Source organism: Streptomyces capitiformicae (genome assembly GCF_002214185.1).
GTDB lineage: Bacteria > Actinomycetota > Actinomycetes > Streptomycetales > Streptomycetaceae > Streptomyces > Streptomyces capitiformicae.
In genome coordinates this window covers 3,503,258-3,523,503 of the sequence record NZ_CP022161.1, presented here as the reverse complement: position 1 = coordinate 3,523,503, position 20,246 = coordinate 3,503,258, and the positions used below count along the sequence as shown (strand labels likewise).

17 protein-coding genes are annotated in these 20,246 nt (G+C 69.8%); 6 read left to right on the top strand and 11 right to left on the bottom strand.

The features are described 5' to 3' along the window. Positions 1 to 4 precede the first annotated feature (4 nt). Entirely contained in the window at positions 5 to 766 is a 762-nt protein-coding gene (locus tag CES90_RS15620; RefSeq protein ID WP_189782863.1) for a DeoR/GlpR family DNA-binding transcription regulator, read from the bottom strand. Positions 767 to 987: 221 nt separating this feature from the next. Between CES90_RS15620 and CES90_RS15615 the strand changes: the two genes are divergently transcribed. Beyond that, a complete protein-coding gene (locus CES90_RS15615; protein ID WP_189782864.1) occupies positions 988 to 1,968 on the top strand; it encodes a helix-turn-helix transcriptional regulator in 981 nt (326 codons plus the stop codon). Between the two features lie 383 nt (positions 1,969 to 2,351). Here the strand turns inward: CES90_RS15615 and CES90_RS15610 are convergent, their stop codons facing one another. Further along, positions 2,352 to 3,350, bottom strand: a complete 999-nt coding sequence (locus CES90_RS15610) for a sigma-70 family RNA polymerase sigma factor (RefSeq protein WP_189782865.1) — start codon at positions 3,348 to 3,350, stop codon at positions 2,352 to 2,354. A 202-nt stretch (positions 3,351 to 3,552) separates the two neighbouring features. Here CES90_RS15610 and CES90_RS15605 point away from each other — a divergent pair, with 202 nt between their 5' ends. Beyond that, on the top strand, positions 3,553 to 4,071 hold the full coding sequence (locus CES90_RS15605; protein WP_189782866.1) for a GNAT family N-acetyltransferase: 519 nt from the start codon (positions 3,553 to 3,555) through the stop codon (positions 4,069 to 4,071). A 24-nt stretch (positions 4,072 to 4,095) separates the two neighbouring features. Here the strand turns inward: CES90_RS15605 and CES90_RS15600 are convergent, their stop codons facing one another. From CES90_RS15600 to CES90_RS15585, 4 genes are all read right to left on the bottom strand, one after another. After that, on the bottom strand, positions 4,096 to 4,446 hold the full coding sequence (locus CES90_RS15600) for a DUF1330 domain-containing protein (protein WP_189782867.1): 351 nt from the start codon (positions 4,444 to 4,446) through the stop codon (positions 4,096 to 4,098). 151 nt (positions 4,447 to 4,597) lie between these two features. Then, positions 4,598 to 5,095 carry an SRPBCC family protein gene (locus tag CES90_RS15595; protein WP_189782868.1) on the bottom strand — a complete coding sequence of 166 codons (498 nt, stop codon included), beginning with the start codon at positions 5,093 to 5,095 and terminating at the stop codon, positions 4,598 to 4,600. 65 nt (positions 5,096 to 5,160) lie between these two features. Continuing rightward, positions 5,161 to 9,144, bottom strand: coding sequence for a wHTH domain-containing protein (locus CES90_RS15590; protein ID WP_189782869.1), 3,984 nt, complete (start codon positions 9,142 to 9,144; stop codon positions 5,161 to 5,163). Positions 9,145 to 9,204: 60 nt separating this feature from the next. Further along, a complete protein-coding gene (locus tag CES90_RS15585) occupies positions 9,205 to 9,990 on the bottom strand; it encodes a dioxygenase family protein (protein ID WP_189782870.1) in 786 nt (261 codons plus the stop codon). Between the two features lie 200 nt (positions 9,991 to 10,190). On the opposite strand from CES90_RS15585, the gene CES90_RS15580 reads away from it, so the two are divergent. Further along, positions 10,191 to 10,721, top strand: a complete 531-nt coding sequence (locus CES90_RS15580; RefSeq protein WP_189782871.1) for a MarR family winged helix-turn-helix transcriptional regulator — start codon at positions 10,191 to 10,193, stop codon at positions 10,719 to 10,721. 53 nt (positions 10,722 to 10,774) lie between these two features. Here the strand turns inward: CES90_RS15580 and CES90_RS15575 are convergent, their stop codons facing one another. Together CES90_RS15575 and CES90_RS15570 are read right to left on the bottom strand one after the other, a co-directional pair. Then, on the bottom strand, positions 10,775 to 12,313 hold the full coding sequence (locus CES90_RS15575; protein ID WP_189782872.1) for an MFS transporter: 1,539 nt from the start codon (positions 12,311 to 12,313) through the stop codon (positions 10,775 to 10,777). Between the two features lie 144 nt (positions 12,314 to 12,457). Continuing rightward, positions 12,458 to 13,102 carry a TetR/AcrR family transcriptional regulator gene (locus CES90_RS15570; protein WP_189782873.1) on the bottom strand — a complete coding sequence of 215 codons (645 nt, stop codon included), beginning with the start codon at positions 13,100 to 13,102 and terminating at the stop codon, positions 12,458 to 12,460. 320 nt (positions 13,103 to 13,422) lie between these two features. Here CES90_RS15570 and CES90_RS15565 point away from each other — a divergent pair, with 320 nt between their 5' ends. From CES90_RS15565 to CES90_RS15555, 3 genes are all read left to right on the top strand, one after another. Next, a complete protein-coding gene (locus CES90_RS15565; RefSeq protein WP_189782874.1) occupies positions 13,423 to 14,754 on the top strand; it encodes a M6 family metalloprotease domain-containing protein in 1,332 nt (443 codons plus the stop codon). Between the two features lie 30 nt (positions 14,755 to 14,784). Next, positions 14,785 to 16,593, top strand: a complete 1,809-nt coding sequence (locus CES90_RS15560) for an IclR family transcriptional regulator domain-containing protein (RefSeq protein WP_189782875.1) — start codon at positions 14,785 to 14,787, stop codon at positions 16,591 to 16,593. 117 nt (positions 16,594 to 16,710) lie between these two features. Next, positions 16,711 to 17,439, top strand: coding sequence for a TetR/AcrR family transcriptional regulator (locus CES90_RS15555; protein ID WP_189782876.1), 729 nt, complete (start codon positions 16,711 to 16,713; stop codon positions 17,437 to 17,439). 26 nt (positions 17,440 to 17,465) lie between these two features. Here the strand turns inward: CES90_RS15555 and CES90_RS15550 are convergent, their stop codons facing one another. Genes CES90_RS15550 through CES90_RS15540 form a run of 3 tightly spaced genes read right to left on the bottom strand, consistent with a single transcriptional unit; the run spans position 17,466 to position 20,224 of the window. Then, positions 17,466 to 18,278, bottom strand: a complete 813-nt coding sequence (locus CES90_RS15550; RefSeq protein ID WP_189782877.1) for an ABC transporter permease — start codon at positions 18,276 to 18,278, stop codon at positions 17,466 to 17,468. 2 nt (positions 18,279 to 18,280) lie between these two features. Next, a complete protein-coding gene (locus CES90_RS15545; RefSeq protein ID WP_189782878.1) occupies positions 18,281 to 19,099 on the bottom strand; it encodes an ABC transporter permease in 819 nt (272 codons plus the stop codon). A 21-nt stretch (positions 19,100 to 19,120) separates the two neighbouring features. Then, the gene (locus CES90_RS15540; RefSeq protein WP_189782923.1) at positions 19,121 to 20,224 is read right to left on the bottom strand and encodes an ABC transporter ATP-binding protein; all 1,104 of its coding nucleotides are present in this window, start codon (positions 20,222 to 20,224) and stop codon (positions 19,121 to 19,123) included. Between the last annotated feature and the right edge of the window lie 22 nt (positions 20,225 to 20,246).

Sequence of the window (20,246 nt, the reverse complement as noted above, 5' to 3'; positions counted from 1 at the left end):
CGTTTCATACACACAGCACTTCCGTGCCGCCGCGCTCGATGGTGAGGGCGTCTTCGGGGCTCAGCCCCTTGTCGGTGATCAGCAGGTCCACGTCGCTGAGGTCGCCGAAGCGGGCGAAGTGTTCCTGGCCGTGCTTGGAGGAGTCGGCGAGCAGTACGACGCGGCGGGCGGCGGCCACCGCCGCCCGCTTCACAGCGGCCTCGGCGAGGTCGGGGGTGGTCAGGCCGTGCTCGGTGGAGAAGCCGTTGGCCGCCACGAAAAGTACATCAGCGCGGATTTCGCCGTAAGCGCGGAGTGCCCAGGCGTCCACGGCGGCGCGCGTACGGTGGCGGACGCGGCCGCCGACCAGGTGGAGCTGGATGCCCGGGTGGTCGGCGAGGCGGGCCGCGATCGGCAGGCTGTGCGTGACCGCGGTGAGCGTGGCCTCCAGCGGGATGGCGGCGGCGAGGCGTGCGACCGTGGTACCGGCGTCGAGGACGACCGTGCCGTCGGTCGGCAGTTCAGCGAGGGCGGCCTGCGCGATACGGTCCTTCTGGTCGGCCGCCGTGCCCTCGCGCTCGGCGAGGTCGGGCTCGAAGTCCAGCCGCCCGGCCGGGATGGCACCGCCGTGCACCCGCTGGACGAGGCCGGCGCGGTCCAGGGCCTTCAGGTCGCGGCGGATCGTCTCGGCCGTGACCTGGAACTCCTCCGCCAGCGACACCACGTCCACCCGGCCGCCGTCACGCGCGAGCCGGAGGATCTCCTGCTGCCGCTCCGGTGCGTACATGTCCGTTCGCCTCCGACTGATCCGGATCCGATGCCCGATTCTGTGGGTTCGCTCGGAGGCTACGCCCGGATTTCCGAAAAGTAAACAGGTTCGGGCATGAGGCAGGCATGAACGGGCAAGTCCAGCTTCAGGGCGGAGAGCCAGAAGCGAAGTAGGCCAGATCTCGTCCTCTATATCCGGCAGCCTCGACCCATGACGACGACAACAAGCAGGGGGCCCTCATGACCACCGACACCCCCGCCCGGCTCCTCCAGCTCCTCTCCCTCCTCCAGACGCCCCGGGAGTGGCCGGGGGGTGAGTTGGCCGATCGGCTCGGGGTTTCACGGCGTACCGTCCGGCGGGACATCGACCGGCTGCGCGAGCTCGGCTATCCGGTGCAGGCGACCAAGGGTGCCGACGGGGGGTATCGGCTGATCGCGGGGAAGGCGATGCCTCCGCTTGTGCTCGATGACGAAGAAGCCGTGGCGATCGCGGTGGGGCTGCGGGCCGGGGCCGGGCATGCCGTGGAGGGGGTGGACGAGGCGTCCGTGCGGGCGCTTGCCAAGCTCGAACAGGTGCTTCCTTCGCGGCTGCGTCACCGGGTTTCCACGCTGCAGGCCGCCACCACCCCGCTGACCAGCGGCGACGGGGCGACCGTGGCACCCGAGACGCTGACCGTGATGGCGTCGGCGGTGGCGGGACAGGAGCGTCTCCGCTTCGCCTACCGCTCCGGCGACGGCACGGACTCGCGCCGCCACTGCGAGCCGTACCGGCTGGTCTCGACCGGCCGCCGCTGGTATCTCGTCGCGTACGACCTCGACCGCGCCGACTGGCGCACCTTCCGCGTCGACCGGGTCGCCGAACCCTTCGCCACGGGCGCCCGGTTCACGCCGCGCGAGCTGCCCGCGGGGAGTGCGGAGGAGTACCTGAAGCAGTCGATGTACCGCCGGCAGGAGTCGTACGAGTTCTACGTCACCTTCGCCGCGCCCGTGGAGTTCATCGCGGCCCGGCTCCCGCGCTGGTTCGGCACTCCGGAGCCCATCGACGAACACAGCTGTCGGCTGCGGGGCTCCTCCGGCGACTCCGTGGAATGGCTGGCGGTGCGGCTCGCCGTCCTCGACTGCGAGTTCACGGTGCATGAGCCGCCGGAACTGGTCGGGTACGTACGGGAGTTGGGTTCCCGTCTGGCGCGGGCGACGGGCGGCACGACTGACGTGCGCTGACAAACACTGACAATGCTGACGACGCTGACGACGCTGACGACCAAAAGGAGCCGGGCTCCGGCGCCAGGGGGGGGAGGCGCCGAAGCCCGGCTCTGGGAGAGTCCCGGCGCTGGGGGGAGAGCGTCGGGACTCGGCTTCGGTTGGCTCAGGAGCCTTGAGTTACGGCATACGACGGCACTGGCTGCGTTGCGGCGCCCTCGACTCCCTCGGACTCCGGGTCCCGGGCCGGTCGGCTCCGGGCCCGGTGAAGTCTTGGGCTCGGAAGTCTTGTGCCCCGGGATCGGGGGGTTGAAGCGGCGTAGTACGGCCAAGGTGTGGCCGACGTACGGCGGTACGCCGGCGCACGCCCCTGACCGGACTCACCGCGTCGGGTCGGAATCGGGTCAGGCGGCCGCGTCGAACCCCGTGTCCCGGGCGAGCTTCTTCAGTTCGAGCAGCGCGTGCTTCTCGATCTGGCGGATCCGCTCGCGGGTGAGCCCGTGCTCCTTGCCGACCTCCGTGAGGGTGCGCTCGCGGCCGTCCTCGATGCCGTACCGCATCTTGATGATGGAGGCCGTGCGCTGGTCGAGCCGCCCGATGAGGCTGTCGAGCTCCTCGCTGCGCAGCAGCGTGAGCACGGACTGCTCGGGCGAGACGGCCGAGGTGTCCTCCAGCAGGTCGCCGAACTGGGTCTCGCCCTCGTCGTCGACGGACATGTTGAGGGAGACCGGGTCGCGGGCCCAGTCGAGTACGTCACTGACGCGCTCCGGGGTGGAGCCGAGCTCGGCGGCGATCTCCTGGGGCTCGGGCTCGCGTCCGTGTTCACGGTTGAACTCGCGCTGCACGCGCCGGATCCGCCCGAGCTCCTCGACCAGATGGACGGGCAGCCGGATGGTCCGCGACTGATCGGCTATCGAACGGGTGATGGCCTGACGGATCCACCATGTGGCGTACGTCGAGAACTTGAAGCCCTTGCGGTAGTCGAACTTCTCCACCGCGCGGACCAGGCCGGCGTTGCCCTCCTGGATGAGGTCGAGCAGGGGCAGACCGCTGCGCGGATACCGCCGGGCCACGGCCACGACGAGCCGCAGGTTCGACCGTATGAAGATGTCCTTGGCCCGCTCGCTGTCGGCGACGAGGGCCTGAAGCTCCTCGCGAGTGGCGTCCGCCCTGGCCTCCTCCTCGCCGTCGAGGATCTGCTGGGCGAACACACCCGCCTCGATGATCTGGGACAGCTCGACTTCCTTGGCGGCGTCGAGCAGCGGCGTACGCGCGATCTCGTCGAGGTACATGCCGACCAGGTCGCGGTCGGCGATCTCGCCGCCAGAGGCGCGAACGCTGCTTGCCGCGTCGCTCCCGCCGGAGGCGGACGAACGACGAGCGGCGACGGCACGGGTTGCCATGCGTGCTCCCTTGCGATGGTGGGCTGGCAGGGTCGTGTCTGGTCTACGTGGGTCTTCTGCGGCCGCGCGGACACTCTTCCGGCACTGTGCCGAGTGCCCGGCTTCCGAAGGAAACAACGACTGGAATCAGGACAGAATTCCCAACCCGTCCCACTATTTTTCTGATCTTGCAGTACCCTGTGCCGCCACACGGGGAGGCAGGATGTCATCAGAGTCCGAAGAGGTGCAGGTCAGGCCGGGAGTCGAGGCCGACCTCACCGCCCTCACCGACATCTACAACCACTACGTACTTGAGACGCCCATCACATTCGATACCGCTGTCTTCACTCCGGAAGAGCGCCGCCCTTGGCTTCTCTCCCACCTTGAAGACGGACGGCACCGCCTGATAGTTGCCAGCACGGAGAATTCTCAGCGGATTCTTGGTTACGCCACGAGCAGCGCGTTTCGCGCGAAGCCGGCGTACGGCACGTCCGTGGAGGTGTCGGTGTACCTGGCCCCGGACGCCGGCGGCCGGGGCGTGGGCACACTCCTCTACGAAGCACTGTTCGAGGCCCTCGCCGGAGAGGACCTCCACCGGGCGTACGCCGGGATAGTCCCGCCGAACGAGGCGTCGTTGCGGCTGCACGAGCGCTTCGGCTTCCGGTACGTCGGTACGTACCGGGAGGTCGGCCGGAAGTTCGGGCGGTACTGGGATGTGGCCTGGTACGAGAAGGAGCTGTGACGTCTGCTCGGACGTCTGCTCGCGTTACCCGGCGGCCTCCATCGCCTCCCTCATCGCCTTCGCGGTGGCGGCGGGGTCGTAGCCCTCGGGAACGCCTTCGACCAGGATGATGTCCCCCTTGATGTGCCGCGCTCGCAGCGGTGCGATCTCCTGGTACGCGGGCGAGTCCCACCAGTCCCGTGCCTCGACGATCCCGGGAAACGCGATCACCACAACCGCTCCCGGCCAGCTGCCCTCCTTCACCTCGTGCGGCGTGACGTGCACGAGGAAGCGACCGCCGTACGGCTCGAAGGTCGCGGGGATCCGCTCGATGTACTCCGCGATCTCCGGGTGCGGGGCGGCGTCCTGCAGATGGGCTATGGCGTAGGCGGGCATGGCGGCGTCCTTCCGGCCGGTCGGGCGATCGGGCGATCGGGCGATCGGGCGGACAGTCACTCCGTACGCCCGCCCGTGAGCCTGCCAGGCGCACAAGCGGGCGTCGATGACATGACAGGTAATGGTCGATCGGCGAAGGTCAGTCCGAGGATCAGTCCCCCGCCTTCTCGGCGAGGAAGGTGCTCAGGCTGTCGAGGAGCATGGTGCTGCCCTGCTCGGCCATGTCGCGTTCCTCGGCGGTGTCACAGGTCTGGCGGAGCACGATCTCGGTCCGGTCGCTGCCCCGATCACCGAGCTCCATGCCCATGACCGCGGGCGCGGGCCTGCCGGGGACGTCCATGCCGATCACCAGCCGGCGGTTCTCGTCGACCTCGACATAAGTGCCGGCCAGCGGGAACTGCCCGCCGTCGGGAACGACCATCGTGGCCTTCCACGCCCCGCCCGGCCGCACGTCCATCTCGACGGACCCGGCGACGGCACCGGCCCACCGCGCGTACTGCTCGGCGGTCGTCCAGGCTCGCCACACCTTCGCCGCGGGGGCGTCCAGGGTCCGGGCGAGTGTGTACGAGAAGCCGCCTGCCTCGGTGGTCTGCCCAGTCTGCTCGGTGGTCTGCTCGGTGGTCTGCTCGGTGGTCTGCTCGGTGCTCATGTTCCGTCTCCTCGTGTCGCTCGGGGTTGGCAGTCGCACCTGTAGACGGCCGAGGCCGCGAAAAGTCATCGGTCTGGTGGCGGCGACGGTCTCGGGAGTCTCGCCAGTGCGGCGTGGATGGTCCCGGTCACGTCGGGGACGTCGTAGCCGAGGTCGCGGAGGCGGGCGGCGGCTTCCGGGATGGTGATGCCCAGGGCCGTGGAGGCGCCGCAGAGGTGGCCCAGGGGGACAGGGTCCTCGCGATCGAGCCAGGGATCCGCACCGTCCAGCCTGCTGCTCAGCAGGATCAGGGCGTCGTGGAGGCCGTCCGGGTCAACTGCCTCGTGGCGGGCCAGGCGGAAGCGGTACGACGTGAGGCGGGCCGCCACCTCACTCACGGTCCTGCCCACACGGCGTGCGACAACCAGCAGGTCGACCACGCCGACGTCCGTGTGTCCGGTGGAGCGACCGACCCACAGGGCGAGATCGGGGTCGAGAAGAGCGCTGTCGTCGGCTGTCGGGTGCTCAGGGAAGACGAGGGGGCAGTCCACGCCGAGTTCCCGCAGCCTGTCCATGACGGCCGCCGGGGACAGTTCCTGGTTCCTGACGATCTCCCATATATCGGCGAAGGAGCGGGAAATGGGCGGGGTCCACCCGTGTTCCAGACCTTCGTCCGGGCCGAAGCCGAGCAGGGTCCGGTCCGTCGCTGTGAGCTCGGTGAGGCGCGGTGCCTGTGGACGCAGTCCGTAGGCGGTGAGAGTCGAGATCACCACCTCGGTGGTTGTCCCGCATCTTCGCGCGGCCGACCTGACATCACGGAACGCCACCTCTTCGCCAATGTCCCACCACTGCGGTCTCCCGTCGCACTGCCGGCTGAGCAGACGCAGATCGAGTTCCCCGCGCCGCCCGGGCGGATCGATGACCGTCAGCCCGTACGCGCGCAGCTCACGGCACACGTCCGCCACGGGAAGACCGGTCCGCTCGGCCACGTACAGCACATGCCCGGGCGGGACCTCGGTCCCGTCGTCCAGCCATGCTCCGCCGTCGCCGTCTCCGAGCAGCAGGCGCAGGACGACCGCCGACGGACGGTCCGGCAGCTCCCCGGCCTGCGAGACGTCGAAGCCGTATTTCGCCATGCGTGCGGCGACGGCTCCGATCCCCACGCCGAGCCGCACGTGCGCCCGGAGCAGGTGCTGCCGGGTCACCGCATCGCCGGTAGCCAGCCAGGGTGGGATGCCGTCCAGGTCCGAGCTGAGGAGTATCCGATCGATCGGGTCCGGGTCGCCCTTCGGGTAGTCGCCGGGCTCCGGCCCTCCCATGCCCAGTTCCCTGGCGCGCGTGGCGACCTCTCGCGCGGGTCGCCCGGTCGTCGTCGCAGCAGCCAGGACCTGGCCGGGCGTCACCTGTGCCTTGCCTTCCGTGTCCCAGAGGAGGTAGTCCGACGGTCGTGCCGCCAGTACGCGGCTAACCTCCCGCAGTTCCGGAACCAGTTCCATGAGGGGGCCCGCCTCCCTGTGGGCGAGGAGCCGCCAGAGCAGTACGTGGTTCGGCAGCGCATCGACCTTTCCTTGGCCCTTGCTCCAGGCGATGATCTCCACGTCGTCAGGTACGTATCCGATCTCGGCCGGCCGGAACGTCCGCCCGCCCGGCAGCCTCAGCTCCAGGTCGGCCGCCATGGCGGACTCGACGATGATGTCCGCGATCTTCAGATGCGTCGACGCGACCCTGGAAATCCAGTTCGTGTCGAGCAGTTCGGACCGGGATGCGACCAGCGTCCCGGCCGCTCCACGGAGCAACTCCTCCACGTCCTCCGACACATCGCTGAGGATCTGGAGGCGGTCGACGGACAGCTTGGGCACCCGCTTGCCCGTCAGGTTCACCACCGCGCCGTACATCCCGCTGCGGGGGCGGCTGGGATAGGACCTGAACCGAGCCCCTCTGCCGTCCAGCCCGTCGATGACGCCCGCCTCCTGGATCGGCGTCGTCAGAATCCCGTCGACCAGTACGGCACCACCGGACTCGCACCAGATGACGGCCGGTGCGTCGCCGTTCTCCTGCACAGGCCCCGGCACCAGCACCCCATGGGCGTTGAAGCTCTCCCTGTCGGGGGAAGACGGTTGCCTCCGGGGCCGGAACTCCCCGGCCGGCCAGCGCTCCCACAGAACCCCGTGCTCCGCCGTGGTCTCGAACTCCGCCAGGCCGAGCAACCTGGTCAGTTCCTCGACGCAGGAGGGCGCTTCCTCTCGGAGGAAGAGGCGCACCTTTGTCCCCGGTTCCTTGAGGTCGGTGCACTTCGTGATGCGGAAGAGTTGGTGGGGGCCGTAGATCGCGACCTTGCAGCAGGGGCCGGGGTCACCGTTCTCAAGGAGCTTGCGGGTGGTCACCTCGATCTCGTCGGCGATCATGAAGTAGCTCAGGACGCCGATGCCGAAGCGGCTCACGGGGTACATGCTGATGTTGGCGGCTTCCCAGTCACTCAGTTCATTGCGTACGTCCGTGAGGTCGGTGAAGCGGGTGCCGGCGCGGGCGAAGACGCGCAGCAACTCGGACTCGCCCATCCCGATGCCGTTGTCCCTGCATTCGAGGTAGGGGCGGCCGGTCGTGGTCACCTGCTCGAACGTGATTTTTCCCGTCCAGTCGTCGGGGGCCTCGCCGTGCTGCTGGGCCCGGTAGGCGTTGCGGGCTTTGCGGTAGCGGCAGGCGTCCAGCGCGTTCTGGTAGAGCTCGCGGATCGCCAGGCCCGGTCTGCGGTAGAGGGTGTCCCCGATCAGCAGGTTCTGCACCCGGCGGGGATCGACGTGGAACTTCCCGTAGTTTCCGAGCGCTGGGCTGCCGTCATCCTTTTTCGCGGGCCTCACGCGCTCCGCGGAGGCCCGCTGCGGCAGGGCCCGCAGCGGCTTCAGCGCTTCGCTCGCCCGGGCGACACTGTGGATGTCGTGCAGGAGTTCGTCGACGTGTGCCGCGTGCTCCCGCAGTGATTCGAGCACCGCGACGTGCCGGCAGTCGGCGGCGTCCAGGACCATCGTTCCGTGTTCGTCGTTCCAGGTGGCCCGGCGCAGGGTGGTGTCGCGGAACCCCGTCAGGTCGACGCGCTCCGGGATTCCGAGGTTCTCCACCAGGTCGTCCGGCAATGCGGGGAGGTCCAGGGCGCAGGCCCGGGCCGCTGTCAGGAGGAGCGCCAGCCGTCGCAGGCGGATCTTCTGCGGCTCGTATGGCCCGATTCCCCCCACGTTGACGGAGGTTCCGAGGAGTTTCAGGTTCTCCGGTCGGCACGTCTCCGCGAGCGGCAGCCGCATGGCGTGGAGCAGGCGGTCGGCGTTCTCCCAGTCGAACCCATCCCGTACGTGATCGCCCGAGTGAGGGCCGTGGAGAGGCAGGCGGGCCACCAGGGCGTCGTACGCCTCCCGGCGCTCCCGGCCGGCCCGGGGGTCGTGGTCGAGCCACTGGTGGAACAGCCACCAGCCGATGTCCGACTCGGCACCGGGCCGGCCTGGCAACCCCGCCGTGGCCCGCCGGACGAGGCGGTCGTGCCGGTCGTCGGCGAATTTCAGGAAGGCGGCACGCTCGCCCTGGGCCGCCGAGTCCCTCAGTTCGGTGGGCCGCACATGGACCCGCTCCGCCGCCATGCGGACCCACAACGTCTGGGACAGGAAGGGGGTGAGCGTCAGCAGCATCACCTCGGCGGGGTGGAAGTCCCAGCCCAGTCCTTTCTCCCGCCCCGTCAGACGGCCGATCTCGCGCAGGAACCGGTGGGCGAAGGCCCTGTCCCACCAGGGGTCGTCGGCGAACTCACGCTCGTCGTCGTCGTGCAGCACGGCGAGTTCGGCCACGATGGCCCGCGCCGCCGCGGTCATCGGACCCGGCTCCCGGCCCTCCGGCAGGCTCGCCCAGAGCTTGGACATGTCGACCGCCTCCACCCAGGGGTGGAGAGTGGCCGGTGCCTCGTCCGCAGCGGGTCGTGGCGGCGAGTAGTAGTGGCTGTGGTACTCGGTCACGGTGTGCGCCTGCGTCAGCCGCCCGTGGAACTCACCGCCACCGATGCTGTTGTTCGTCCCGCCCCGCTCTGTCACATCGTCAAGCGTAGGAGCAACTCCCCTACCCCCATAGGGAAAACGGCAGGTCGGTCGTAGCTACCCGAACTGCACCGACCGCTTGGCCAACCCCATCCAGAACCCCTCGATCACCGACTTCTGTGCGTCCAGTTCGCCGGAGGCCTCCGCCGCGCCCATCGTGACGAAGAGGGGGGCGAAGTGTTCTGTGCGGGGGTGGGCGAGGTGGCCGGCCGGGGACTTGTGGAGGAAGTCCAGCAACGCGTCCCAGTCGCGGGCCTGCAGGGCTCGGTGGCCCCAGTCGTCGAACTCCGTCGACCAGGAGGGGATGCCGCCCTGGCGCAGGGCGGCCAGGTTGTGGGTGAAGAAGCCGGAGCCGACGATCAGGACGCCCTCGTCCCTCAGCGGGGCCAGTTTGCGCCCGATTTCCATCAGCTTCCGGGGGTCCAGGGTCGGCATGGAGATCTGGAGGACCGGGATGTCGGCGTCCGGGTACATCTCCACCAGGGGGACGTACGCGCCGTGGTCGAGGCCTCGGTCGGGGATGTCCTGGACGGGGGTGCCGGGGGCCTGGAGGAGTTTGCGGACCGCGGCTGCCAGGGCGGGGGCGCCGGGGGCCGGGTACTGGACGCGGTAGTAGTGCTCCGGGAAGCCCCAGAAGTCGTAGACCAGGGGGACGGGGTCGACCGCGCCGAGGGCCAGCGGGGCCTCTTCCCAGTGGGCGGAGATCATCAGGATCGCCTTGGGGCGGGGCAGGGTCGCGGACCACGCGGCGAGTTCGCCGGGCCAGACGGGGTCGTCGGCGAGAGGTGGAGCCCCGTGGCTCAGATAGAGGGTGGGCATGCGCTCGGCGATGGCGGCGGACATAGGGGTGACTCCCTCTACACACACGACTATGCATGACACATATGCCTCAGCGGACACGGCGGTCACTTCTGGCGCTTGAGAACACTTGAGAACACTTGAGACTTCTTCCAACTCCCCAATGGTTTAAGTCTCAATAATTCTTGTTTCACGTTACATCTCTATAGTTCAAATTTCAAGGAGGGGCCTCGTACAGTGGGGATATGAACACCGCATCCGACACGGCGACCGACACCGCCCCCGCCACCGAAGAACCCCGCTGGCTCACCGCCGAGGAGCAGCGCACCTGGCTCGCATACGTGGACGCCGCGACCCTGCTCGAGGACCATCTCGACCGTCAGTTGCAGCGCGACGCGGGCATGCCTCATCTCTACTACCACCTGCTCGTGGTGCTGTCGGGATCGCCGCAGCGGCGGTTGCGGATGACCGAGCTGGCCATGAGTACGAAGATCACGCGCTCGCGGCTGTCGCATGCCGTGGCGCGGCTGGAGAAGAACGGGTGGGTGCGGCGCGAGGACTGTCCGTCCGACAAGCGGGGGCAGTTCGCGGTGCTGACGCCAGGGGGGCAGGAGATGCTGGAGAAGAGCGCGCCGGGGCATGTGGCCGCGGTGCGGCAGGCGATCTTCGACCGGTTGTCGCCGGAACAGCAGAAGGCCCTCGGTGAGATCATGGGGATCATCGCCGAGGGGCTTCAGCCGACGGAAGTGGGGGCGGATCTGCCTTGGCTCCGGTAGGGCAACCGTGGTAGGGCGCCGCCAGATCAGCCGTGGGGCTACCGGTCAGCCGGTCAGTGCGCCACCACCGGCACCTTCACCTCCGCCTCCGCGCCCTCGCCCGCGCCGGAGGCCTGCGTCAGGTCCGGCTTGCCCGTCGTGACGAACGTGAAGGCGATCGCGGCCGACAGGACCAGGATGCCCACGGCGAACCAGATGGCGTTGGTGTAGCCGCTGACCATGCCCTGGAGTTCGACGAGCTGGGCGGCCGGCTTGGAGGTGGCCGTGGCGATGTGGTCCTCGATGTAGGAGGTCGTCGCGGAGGCGGCGATCGTGTTCAGCAGGGCCGTCCCGATCGCGCCACCCACCTGCTGGGAGGTGTTGACCATCGCGGAGGCCACGCCCGCGTCCCGCGCCTCGACGCCGTGCGTGGACAGGGACATCGCCGGCATGAACGCCGTACCCATGCCGAGGCCGAGCAGCAGCTGGGCGGGCAGGAGCAGGGTGACGTACGAGGAGTCGATCTCCATCTGGGTGAGCAGGAGCATGCCCGCGCCCGCGACCAGGAAGCCCGGCGCCATCAGCAGGCGCGGTGCGACGCGGGTCATGAGGCGGGTGCCGATCTGGGTGGAGCCGATGATCATGCCGGTGATCATGGGGAGGAAGGCGAAGCCGGTCTTGACCGGGGAGTACCCCTTCACGATCTGCAGGTAGTAGGTCAGGAAGAGGAACAGGCCGAACATCGCGATGATCGCGAGGCCGAGGGAGAGGTAGACACCGCCGCGGTTCCGCTCGGTGATCACGCGCAGCGGCAGCAGCGGGGCCTTGACCTTGGACTCGACGAGCACGAAGGCGGCGAGCAGTACGGCGGAGGCGATGAACAGGGTGATCGTCATCGAGTCGCCCCAGCCGTCCGACTCGGCCCGCGTGAAGCCGTAGACCAGGGAGACCAGGCCGAGCGTGGACAGCACCACGCCGGGGATGTCGAGCGGCGAGCGGTTGCGGCCGCCCTCCGGCTCACGGATGACGAAGTAGGCGCCGGCCGCCGCGATCACCGCGAACGGGATGTTGACGTAGAACGTCCAGCGCCAGTCCAGGTACTCGGTCAGGAAGCCGCCGAGGATCAGGCCCACGGCGCCGCCGCCACCGGCGATCGCGCCGTAGATGCCGAACGCCTTCGCCCGCTCCTTGGCGTCCGTGAACATCACGGCGAGCAGCGAGAGCGCGGCGGGCGCGAGCAGCGCGCCGAACGCGCCCTGGAGCGCGCGGGCGCCCAGCATCATCGCCTCACCGGTGGCCGCGCCGCCCAGCGCGGAGGCGCCGGCGAAGCCGATCAGACCGGTGACGAAGGTCCGCTTGCGGCCCCACAGGTCGGCGATACGGCCGCCGAAGAGGAGGAGACCGCCGAAGGCCAGCGCGTACGCCGTGATGACCCACTGGCGGTTGCCGTCCGATATCCCCAGGTCCCGCTGGGCGGACGGGAGGGCGATGTTCACGATGGTCGCGTCGAGCACGACCATCAGCTGAGCGAGCGCGATGAAGACGAGCGCTTTCCAGCGGTTCGAGTGCGAGTCGTCCACGGACTCGGGGACACTGCGGACTGTTTCAGACATGGGGGTACCCACTTCGGGACTTCGTGACGGAAATATCGGTATCAGGTGGTGAAAAGCGTGCTGAGAAACGCGGCAAAGGGTGTCGAGAGGTAACGGCCCGTCGTCATCGACGGCCGCGGGGGTGGGCGGGTCAGGTGAGCGTCGTCAGGCCTGGCGCAGGTCCTCCATGGTCACGGCGGTGCCGGGCAGTACGGAGTGCGCCGGGGCGCGCAGGCCGTCGAGGAAGAGCTGGAGGTGGCGGTGGAGGAAGCGGTCGACGCCCGCGCACGCGATGCCGGCCGGCGGGCGGCTGAGCTGGCTGACGGCGACCATCACGTCGCCGACGCCCACGTCGTCACGGAGCTGCCCGGCCCGCCGGGCCCGCTCCATGAGCTCGCCGACCAGTTCCTCCAGCCGTTCGCGCGACGCCTCCAGGTCCGGGTGGTTCTTGTCGAACGTGCCCTGCACCATCGGGCAGAGCGCGCTGATCCGCTCGTCGGCGGAGGTGTGCACGAATCGCGACAGCGCCTCGAACGCGTCACCCGTCTCTTCGAGCGCGACCTCCGCCGCCAGCGCCGTACGGTCCATGACCGAGCAGACGACCTCCCGGACCAGTGCGTCGCGGTCCGGGAAGTTGCGGTACACCGTGGCGTTGCCGACGCCCGCCCGGCGGGCGATCTCGTCGAGCGGCACCTCGGGGCCGTACTCCACGAACATCTCCCGGGCGGCGGTGACGATCCGCTCCCGGTTGCGCAGAGCGTCGGCCCGCGGGCGGGTCACCTTGCGCTGCACGGGGGTGGCGGTCTCCACGGCGTACTCCTCCAGATCGGTCAGTCGGCCAGTCTCAGCCGGTCGGTCGCCATCCGGTGATCCGGCGGCATCCGGGGATCCGGCGGCCATCCGGGGACTAAGTCCCCGTTTCGCTTCGACATCTGACTAAACGGGGAAACGATCCCCGGTTATTTCCCGCCTCCGAAGAGATTCCCCGTGACCTGGGTCACAAGCCCGCGCACGGACATGAAACCCACGTTCGGACCTTCCAGCGCGCGCCCACACGCCCCTCGACACAGGGTGATCGAAAGGGCGCAGCCTCTTCCCCCGGCGGCTGCCGTGGAGCGAAGGGCTCGTGCATGCAGCAGCCGTTCCGCCGACATGGGATACGGCATGGGATACCCCGGCGTCGGATACGCCCGCGTCGTGCCGTCGCGTTCGCCTCGGTCACCGCCCTCACGCTCGCGGTCAGCACCTCCGCCGGAACCGGGCACCTCACCGCCAAGGCGACCACGGCCGCCGGGGCCACGCCGCTGGCGCCCCGCAGTGCGGCGCTCGACCCCTGCATGATCCGCGGCCGGGTCGGCGTGCAGATGTCGGAGGGGATACCGACCCCGCCCGGCTACTCCCGTTCCACCGGCACGGTCCGCGCCCTCAACCTGATGATCGACTTCTCGGACGTGCCCGGCGAGGGCAGCGCGATGGACCGTTTCGCGGAATTCGCCCCGCAGACCCAGAAGTGGTTCAGGACGAGTTCGTACGGCCGTATCGACTACCGCCCCGAGGCCCCGGTCACCGAGTGGCTGCGGATGCCGAAGCCGTTCCACGCGTACGAGATAGAGCGCGGCGCCCCCTTCGAGCCGGGGTATCGCCGGCTGGTCCAGGATCTGGTGCGGGTCGCCGATCCGGTCGTCGACTTCCGGGAGTACGACCTGGTCAACGTCCTCGTCACGCCGAACGCGGGGCCGTCCGCCCTCGACACGGTCCTTTCGGTGACCTTCGCCGGGAACAAGGAGGCGCCGGTCGCGGACGGGAAGCCGGTCGCGAACGCGTCGTTCGTCTACAGCCGTCAGGACGACGGTTCCGGGTCGTACACCGAGACCGGCTACCGCGTCCTCCCCCACGAGAACGGCCATGTCTTCGGACTGCCCGACCTCTACACCCACGAGGGCGGCGGCGCGGTCGGGCACTGGGACATCATGAGCGAGGACTGGGGCGTCGACAACGATCTGCTCGGCTGGCACAAGTGGAAGCTCGGCTGGCTCGACGCGGCCCAGGTCGGTTGCGCGTCGGCCCCCGGGACCGCCGAGTACACGCTGACCCCGCTGGCCATACCCGGCGGCGGGAAACTCGTCGTCGTCCCGCTCGATGCCCGTTCGGCGTACGCGGTCGAGCTGCGCACCCGAGCGGGCAACGACGTCGCCGTGTGCCGACCCGGCGTCCTCGTCTACAAGGTCGACGCGGACATCGACACCGGCAACGGGCCCATCAAGGTGTACGACTCCCTCCGTGACAGCGGAGGCTGCGCCCGCAGCCCGAACGTCCACGCCGAACTCTCCGACGCCCCCTTCGTCCCCGGCGAGACCTTCACGGACATCCAGGCGGGCATCGAGATCACGGTGACGGGGGCGGACGCCGCGGGCAACCACCGGGTACGGGTGACCAGGCAACAGGAGGGCTCGGCCGGGTAACGGCATGCGAACGCGGTTTACGGTGACCCCATGCTCCCGAACGTCACGAGCGGAGCCGCCGACTCCGCGGTCTCCGCCTCCGCGCCCGATGAGGCCGTCGCCCCCCTCATGCGGGGGATCACCGTGCTGCGGCGGCTCACCGAGGCGGACGGTGCCCTGAGCCTCAGCGGGCTGGAGAAGGCCACCGGGCTCGCGCGGTCCACGGTCGACCGGATCACGGCGACGCTGGCCCGGATGGGATACGTACGGCTGGACGGCCGGGACGCGGTCCTCGCGCCCCGTCTGATGGAGCTCGGCAACGCCTACCTGGCCTCGATCCGGCTCCCCCGCCTGCTCGACGGGTACGCGGACGCCCTCGCCGACGAGTTGGACGAGTCGGTGTCGCTGGCGGTCGGCGACCGGGACGGGATCCGGTTCATCCACCAGGCCACCCGGCGCCGGGCGATGTCCCTCAGCTTCCGTATCGGCGACCTCCTGCCCGCCGAACGCACCGCGCCCGGGCCGCTGTTCGCCACCGAGTGGGACGCCGCCGACTGGGCGCGGTGGCGGGCCCGGCGAGAGGCCGACCCCGAGGCGCGCGGTTTTCCGGCGGTGCCGCCGCGCGGCGGGGCGTACGACGACTTCGAGGCGCGTACGGCCGAGGCGGGCGCCCAGGGGTGGGCGCTGGACGATCAGTTGATCGAGCCGGGGCTGGTCGCGGTGTCCGTACCCGTACGGGAACCACGGACCGGCCGGGTGGCGTGTGTGGCGAGCGTCGTCAGCCACACCAGTCGTCACACCGCCGAGTCGCTGCGCTCGGCGCTGCTGCCGCGGCTGCGGGCGACGGTGGCGGCGATGGAGGCCGAGTTGGAGCGGGACCGGGACCGGGACCGGGATCAGGAGCGGGAGCGGGATCAGGAGCGGGAACCGGAGCGGGAACCGGAGCCGCGGGTCGCCTCCGGCCCATCCGGTTCCTCCGGCCCATCCGGTTCCCCCGGCCCATCCGGTTCCCCCGGCCCATCCGGTTCCGCCGGATCTTCCCGTTCCTCCGGTCTCGCCGCCTGGACCAGCGCCTCCAAGCAGGAACTGGGCCGGGAGTTCATCGAGTCGCTCGCCCGTGGGCTGACCGTCATCACGTCCTTCGGGGAGGGCCGCGCCGAACTGACGCTCACGGATGTCGCCCAGGCCACAGGGCTCGCCCGGGCGACGGCCCGGCGGGCGCTGATCACCCTCGAACACCTCGGGTACGTCATGGCGTACGACCGCGTCTTCCGGCTCACGCCCCGGGTGCTGGGCCTCGGCTTCCCTCCCCTGTCCATGCTTCCGCTGCCCCGCATCGCCGCCCCGCACCTGGCCGAACTCTCCGAGCGCGTCCACGACTCGGCGTCGCTCGCGATCCTCACCGGGGGTGGGGACGAGGTGCAGTACACGGCGCGGGTCGCCACCAGCCGGGTCATGAGCGTCAACATCACGCTGGGGACACGGCTTCCGGCGTATGCGACGTCGTTGGGCCGGGTGATGCTGGCGGATCTCCCCGAACCGCGCCTTCCGAAGTTGCTTCCCCTGACCCCGCACACGATCACGGACCGGGGGGAGCTGCTGGCTCTGCTGGAGCGGGTGCGGTCCGACGGCTATGCCCTCGTCGACGGCGAGTTGGAGGAGGGACTGCGCTCGATCGCCGTTCCGGTCCGGGACGGGGGTGGGCGGGTCGTGGCCGCCGTGAACGTCGCGATGCACAGCAGCCGGCGGTCCGTCGAGAGTTGCGTGGCGGAGGTACTGCCCGAACTGCGGGCGGCGGTGGGGCGCATCGAGGCGGAGCTGCGGGTGGCGGGGAGGTTCAGGCGGGTGGCAGGGGCCTGACCTGCTTTTCCTACGGCGTATCGCCGGGTGGTGCCGGCGTATCGCCGGGTGGTGCGCACACCGTACGCTGGACGCGTCACCCGTACGCAGTGAAGGAAGTGAAGGAGAGGGACCCCCATGCCAGCCGAGAAGCCGCAGGCGTTCCCGTCCGTGTGGACCCGGCCCCGGGCCGGGCGGGAGCAGCCCGCGCTGAGCCGGGAGCAGATCGTGGCCGAGGCGCTGCGGCTGCTCGACGAGGAGGGCATCGACGCGCTGAGCATGCGCAAGCTCGGCGGCCGGCTGGGCGCCGGCGCCACCTCGCTCTACCGCCATGTCGCCAACAAGGACGAGCTGATCGAGCTGGCCGTCGACGAGATCTACGGCGAGATCGAGGTCCCCGCCTCCCCCGACCCGGCGAACTGGCGTGCCGACACGGCCCATTGCGCCCACAGTCTGCGCGCGACGATCCTGCGCCACCCGTGGCTGGCGTCCGTACTCGGCGAGTTGGGCATGTCCTACCTCGGCCCGAACTGGATGCGCGTCTCCGAGGCCATGCTGAACCTGCTGACCACCGCCCGTTTCCCGGCCGACGAGGCCGACCGGGCGCTGTCCACCCTCGTCGCGTACGTCACCGGCATGGCCACCAGCGAGGCCGCCTGGCTCAACGTCCTCGCCCGCAGCGGCCAGGACGAGCAGACCGCGGTCGAGCGCCTGTGGCCCGCCGCCGAGGAGGCCGCCCAGGACTACCCGCTGCTGCGCGAGGGCTACGCCGAACAGCGCGGGACGGACCCCCGGGCGGCCCGGGAGGAGGGGTTCCGGTACGGCCTCGATCGGGTGCTGGACGGATTGGAGACGCGACTGAGGTAAGTGCACCCCCAACTCGCCCTACCGGCTCATCCGTTGACCCCCGTGTACTTGCCGAGGCTCCAGTTCCACAGCAGCCGCGACAGTACGAACGCCGTGAGGCCGATGAACGGTGAGGCCACGGCCAGCACCTCCGGAACGCCCATGTCGCCGCCGTGGCCGGTCAGTACGCCGGCCGGGAAGTAGGCGATGAACGCAAGCGGAACGACGAAGGTGAACGCGGCGGAGACGGCCTTCGGGAGGATGCTGAGGGGATAGCTGCCGAAGGTCCCCATCAGCTCCTCCAGCCACTGGCTCCAGTACGAGGTGGCCGGGAAGTGGAACGCGGCGGCGGCCAGGGCGGTGAAGAGCGCCGCCTCGACCAGCATGCCGCCGATCACCCCCGCCACCACGTACGCGATCCGCCCCGCCGTCCAGTCGAGTGAGCTCCGCTGGAGGGCGGCGACGAACAGCCCGACCGCGACGACCAGGTCGCCGATGGCGTTGACCGGGAAGAAGGTCAGCTGGATCTGCCGGTAGACCGGCATGGGCCGGATCAGACAGGGGTCGACGATCCCCTCCTGGACGAGGATGTTCATGTACTGGACCCGGCCGAGGAAGAGCACGTACAGCCCGTGGGCCAGCATGCGCATGCTGGCGATCAGCAGCACATCGGTGCTGGACCAGCCGCCGAGCCCCGGGAAGCGGGTCAGCAGCACCGAGGCGAAGACGATGATCGAGACCTGCCAGATCGCCCCGACGGCGACCCCCATCAGGAACTCGCCCCGATACTCCAGCCGGGCCTTGAAGTTGAGCCTGGTGATCCGCCAGGCGACCCGCCACGAGTTCAGGAAAGCGGTCATGGTCATCCCCCCTGGGCCACGACACGTCGGCCGGCCCGGTCCCAGAGCCATCGGGTGAGCAGGGCGAGCAGCACGATCCAGACGACCTGGACCGCCATCTGGGCGAAGGCGTCGTCGACGCCGATCCGTCCGACGTAGATGGACAGCGGAACGCCGAGGGTCGCCTGGAACGGCAGGAACGCGCTCAGGGTGATGAACCAGTCCGGGAAGTACCAGAGCGGCGCGTACACACCGGAGAGCAGGTTCTGCGCGAAGACGAGAATGAGGAGGGCCGCCTCGTTGCGCAGCGTCCAGAAGCACAGCAGGTCGACCAGCATCATCACGTAGTAGAGCACCAGTTGACCGAGCAGCATGCTCACCGCGAAGACGGCGGCCACCTCGTACGAGGAGGGCGGGACCACGACTCCGACGGCGAGCGAGAGTACGTATCCGGCGAGCACCCAGCCGAAGCCGTACAGCTGGTCGCCGAGGGCGCGCAGGGCGTAGTAGCGCCGGGGGCTCATCGGCCGCAGGTACCAGTAGACGATCGTGCCGAAGCGGAGATGCTGGATCACCATGTCGCGTCCCGCGCTCCGGTCCAGGCCGCGGATCCGGTTCGCGAGCACGGCGAGTACGGCGTAGGTGACGGCCTGCGTCTCGTTGAGCCCGGCGCTGGAGTCGGTGTGCGCGTACAGCCCTCGCCAGAGGTGGACGACCAGGCACACCTGGACGAGGAGGCGCAGGGCGGTGGCGGTCATACGGGGCGGGGCGAGCAGTTCGCCCCGGGGGGTGATCGAGGCGATGCGCCGGGCGCGCGAGGCGAGCGCGGCGGTCGTTGACATGGTTGACATGGTTGTCATGACTCAGCCGCCGCGGGAGGCGGTCGGGACGGCGGACTCGTCGTCGGACTCGTCGGCGGTCGCCTGGGCCGGTACGGCGCCGAGGTAGGCGGCGCGCATGACGTCCTCGAGGTCGTTCTCCTCCAGCGCCAGGTCGGCGACCTGGAACCGCCCGATGATCGCTTTGAGTGCCTCATGCACGGTGGGGGCGTCCGGGCCGTCCGGACCGAACACCAGCCGGGCTCCCTCTCTCCGCAGTACGGCGATGCCCTCGAACCCGGGGAACTGAGCCGGGTCAGTCTCGTACTCCGCGCCGCCGGGGTCGATGGTGCCGATCGGGTCGGCGAGGGTCACCCGGATCTGCCAGGTGCCGCCGAAGCGCCGTCGGATCTCCTCCAGCGGTCCGTCGAGCACGATCCGACCGTGATTGATGAGGACGACCCGCTCGGCGAGCCGGGCGACCTCGGTCATGTCGTGCGTGGTCAGCAGGACGGTACGGTCCCGTTCCTCGACCTGGTGCCGCAGGAACCGCCGTACCTGCTCCTTGACCACCACGTCCATGCCGATGGTGGGCTCGTCCAGGAAGACGACGGGCGGATCATGCAGGAGCGAGGCGGCGAGATCACAGCGGACCCGCTGCCCGAGCGACAGATGGCGGACGCGGGTGTCCCAGAACTCGGACAGTTCGAGCAGCCCGTCGAACTCCTCGATCCTGGCCCGGTACTGGTCCTCGGGCACCCCGTAGATGTCCCGCAGGATGGCGAACGACTCCCGGGCCGGCAGATCCCACCACAGCTGGGTCCGCTGGCCGAACACGGCCCCGATGTTGTGGGCGTTGCGCTCCCGGTCCCGGTGCGGGACGACTCCGGCGACGAGGGCCTCGCCGGAGGTGGGGGTCAGGATCCCGGTGAGCATCTTGATCGTGGTGGACTTCCCGGCCCCGTTCGGACCGAGCAGTGCGAGCAACTCGCCCTTGCCCACACGGAAGTTGACGTCCTGCACCGCGGCCTTGGCCACGCGCTCCGGACTGACGAGCGACCTGAGCGCCCCGCCGAGCCCCGGCCGGCGCACGGTCGTGTGAAACACCTTGGACAGCCCGCGCGCCTCGATCACCGCAGTCAATGCCATCACGTCCGTTCACTTTTGTTCG